Annotated in this window: 3 protein-coding genes and 1 pseudogene; 1 reads left to right on the plus strand and 3 read right to left on the minus strand. The window is 66.9% G+C overall.

Translation table 11 applies throughout. From position 1 onward, the window contains the following. Positions 1-234: 234 nt before the first annotated feature. A complete protein-coding gene (locus tag AC6EXY_RS33030) occupies positions 235-1323 on the plus strand; it encodes a reverse transcriptase domain-containing protein (RefSeq protein ID WP_499818996.1) in 1089 nt (362 codons plus the stop codon). Positions 1324-1570: 247 nt separating this feature from the next. On the opposite strand, the gene AC6EXY_RS33035 is transcribed toward AC6EXY_RS33030, so the two are convergent. The 3 genes and pseudogenes from AC6EXY_RS33035 to AC6EXY_RS33045 form a co-directional block, all read right to left on the minus strand. After that, complete coding sequence (locus AC6EXY_RS33035; RefSeq protein ID WP_101833326.1) at positions 1571-1960, minus strand: PPOX class F420-dependent oxidoreductase; 390 nt, start codon at positions 1958-1960, stop codon at positions 1571-1573. A 698-nt stretch (positions 1961-2658) separates the two neighbouring features. Next, positions 2659-3053: pseudogene (locus AC6EXY_RS33040) on the minus strand (YbaB/EbfC family nucleoid-associated protein). A gap of 89 nt (positions 3054-3142) precedes the next feature. After that, a partial coding sequence (locus tag AC6EXY_RS33045; RefSeq protein WP_499818995.1) for a DUF4142 domain-containing protein occupies positions 3143-3388 on the minus strand: 246 nt, incomplete at its 5' end.

Raw genomic sequence — 3388 nt, forward strand, 5'->3', positions numbered from 1 at the left:
TCACCGATTTCACTGCCTCCTCGCGGAACTCCGGGGAGAATTTCCTGCGACGTTCAGCCATGTGGCACACACTCCATTCCGTGCACAGTCTATTAGATCGACTGCCCGGAATTCTCGGGGCGCCTCAAACGCCTACCTGGCCATTTCTGCTGTTCGTCGTGGGCGCTGGGCCTTGGGCGGCTGACAGAAGGTCGCTGTCGTGATCGCCCTCGCCGGCATTAGACGAGCGGTAAGCTGCGCCGTCTGGGTATCGCGACCGTCCGGGACCGGGTGGTCCAGGCGTCCTTGAAGCTGGTGTTAGAGCCGATCTTCGAGGCGGATTTTTTCCCGTGTAGCTACGGGTTCCGCCCCAACCACCGGGCGCATGACGCGGTGGCCGAGGTGCGTTTCTACGCGTCCAAGAAGTATGAGTGGGTCGTGGAGGGCGACATCAAAGCCTGCTTCGACGAGATCTCGCATCCGGCCATGATGGACCGGGTGCGCGGGCGCGTCGGGGATAAACGTGTCGTGGTCCTGGTGAAGGCGTTCCTCAAGGCCGGTGTCCTCGTCGAGGGCGGCGTGCTGCGGGACAACGACACCGGTACCCAGGGGTCGATCTTGTCTCCGTTGCTGAGTAACGTGGCTCTCGCGGCCCTGGACGAGCACATCGCCCACGGACCGGGCGGGCCCGGGATCAGTCGAGTAGAGCGGGCCAAACGCCGCCGTCACGGTCGTCCTAACTATCGGCTTGTCCGGTACGCGGACGACTGGTGCCTGATGGTCTACGGCACCAGGGCGGACGCCGAGGCCCTGCGGGAGGAGATCGAGAGGGTGCTGTCCACGATGGGTCTGCGCCTGTCGCGGGAAAAGACCCTCATCACCCACATCGAGACGGGCCTCGACTTTCTCGGCTGGCGCATCCAGCGTCGCCGGAAGCGAGGCACCAACCGGTACTACGTCTATACCTACCCGGCCAAGAAAGCGCTCCAGGCCGTGATGGCGAAAGTGAAGACGTTGTGCCGGCAGGTCGGCACGAACCAGCCGCTCGACGCCCTGCTGCTCCGGCTCAACCCGGTGCTGCGGGGCTGGTGCGCCTACTTCCGACCAGGGGTGTCATCGGCCGCCTTCGGCTACCTCAGCCACTACACGTGGCAAAGGGTCTGGGGATGGCTGTATCGCAAACACCCGCGATCTACCTGGAAGGAGATCCGACGCATCCACTGTCGCGTCGGATCATGGCCGGCCAGCGAAGACAGGATGCTGTTCAACCCCGAGAAAGTGGGTACCACCCGCTATCGCTATCGGGGCGCAGTCATTCCCACCCCCTGGCCGACCGCGGGATGAGAAGAACGAGTAGCCCTCCGGGACCTGCGGAGAGCCCGGTGCGCTGAAAGGCGCCCGCCGGGTTCGGGAAGCGGCCCAGGGAAACGGATCGGCCGAAAGACCGACACCGCGCCCCGGGCCGACTTCACCAAGCCTGTTGTAGGGATCGCGGGAAGTTGGCGAGTCGGGGGTCTACGGCGAGGCACCCACTTGGCGACTTTCTGGATCCGCCGCCGCGGGCGACGTGGTGACGGCAGCGGCGGTGGGATCAGACCCCGAAGCTGATGACCTTCCGCGGCACGACCCGTACGACCAGTCGCACCGTACCCTCCGGATCCGCCGGCGGGTCCTGCGACAGGTACTTGTGGCTGACGGCCTGCTGGAATGTCCGGTCTTCGTCCTCGCTCAGTTCGGCGGTGCCTCGGATCTCGAAGTAGCGGTACGGGTTGGCGGGGTCGGGCACAGTCAGGCTCACTCGGGGATCGCCGGCCAGGTTGCGGGCCTTGAGACGTCCGTCGGTGGTCGAGAACAGCACATGGTCGCCGTCGCGCTGTACCCAGACGATCGAGGACTGCGGACTGCCGTCCGCGTTCAGCGTCGCCACGGTCACGAACACCTTGCCATCCAGAAGGGTGCGCAACTCGTCATCGAAGGTCACGACCGCCCCAACCAGGGCCGCGGCCTGCGTATTCCTGCGCCGGCGAGGAGCTGACCTGCTCGTATCCACTTGTCAACTACTCGACAGGACGACGGCTCGCCAACCTGGCGCGGGGGCGGCACGGCTGCGCGGGAGGCAGTCCCGGCGGCGGCGAGACACACAGCGGCATCAGGGCCACCTGACGACCGGGACCGCCTCCACGTCTGGACTCGCCAACTATCCCGGCGGCTCGCCACCAGCGATGCTCAGCATCGCACGTTCCGTACCGACCTATCACCAGATCGAACTCGATCCCCCCGCGGTCCTCACTAGAAATCGGCGATCCCCCGCGCCAGACCTGCCTCGGGTGACGGCGCGGCAGAAACGCCTCCGACCGGCATCGGCCTGGCGTGCTCGCCCACTGGCCAACCACCACGGGCTGTTGGCCATCTACTGGCCAACCATCACGGTGAGTGGCCATCTGTCGCCGATCTCTACACGTCTATCCGCGATCCCACAGGACCGCCCACCAGACCACCCACCGGCCCGCCTGCAAACGTGGGTGGGCGGACGGAGCGTCCTTGACGCAGGTGGGATACGCTGCGCCGCCCCCAAGCAATCCGCGACATAATAGCGAGGCAACGAGCTGATAGTCGGTCTGGTCCTGGATGGCTGGCGGTCGAGTTGCCGGTGCCGAGCCCCGCAGGCGAGGATGGCGCTCAACCTGATGAAGCCCCCTGGCAGACCTCACCCGGCCCGCCGAGCCCTCCCAGCATGCCGCCCAGCCCGCCGGTGGCCGCCGCCATCTTCTGCTCGGCGAGTGTGTGCGTGTTCGTCGTGGCGTCACGCACCGCGGCCAGCACCAGGTCGGCGAGGGTCGCGGTGTCGTCCGGGTCGACCCCTCTGTGGGCTTCAGGTCGACCAGTTCGCCGCCGCCGTTCACGGTCGCGGTCACCAGGCCACCGCCCGCGCTGCCCTCGACCCGCGCCTCGGCGAGCTCCCGTTGCGCGTCGATCACCGCGGCCTGCATCTTCTGCGCCTGCTCGAAGAGCGCTCCGAAGCCTCCGGCCGCGTCGCCGCCGAGCCCGCCGATCGGCTCCCCGGGATTCGGCATGACCATGGCCTTTGGTCGGTGGCGGGCGCATTCGCGTCCGCCACCGCCTGAGGGCGCATCACTGTGGCAGCGGCTGAGCGCTGCCCCAGTCAGTGCGTCGGTGGAAGTTCCGTCAGGGCTTGCTGGGCCAACCTGAGATGGGTACGCAGGGTCGGTAGGTTGTGGCGGGCCAAGGCCTTGACATCTGAGTTTGTCCCAGTCCGGGTCACCTGGACCGTCGCGCCGATGACCTTGCGGTGATCGGCGATCTCGAAGGTGAGGAACTCGCGGTCGAACGCGATGCCGTGCAGCGATCCGAGCTTGCGCAGCTCGCGCTGCTGGTCGGCGGACAGCGT

The sequence above is a fragment of the Frankia sp. RB5 genome, assembly GCF_059816245.1.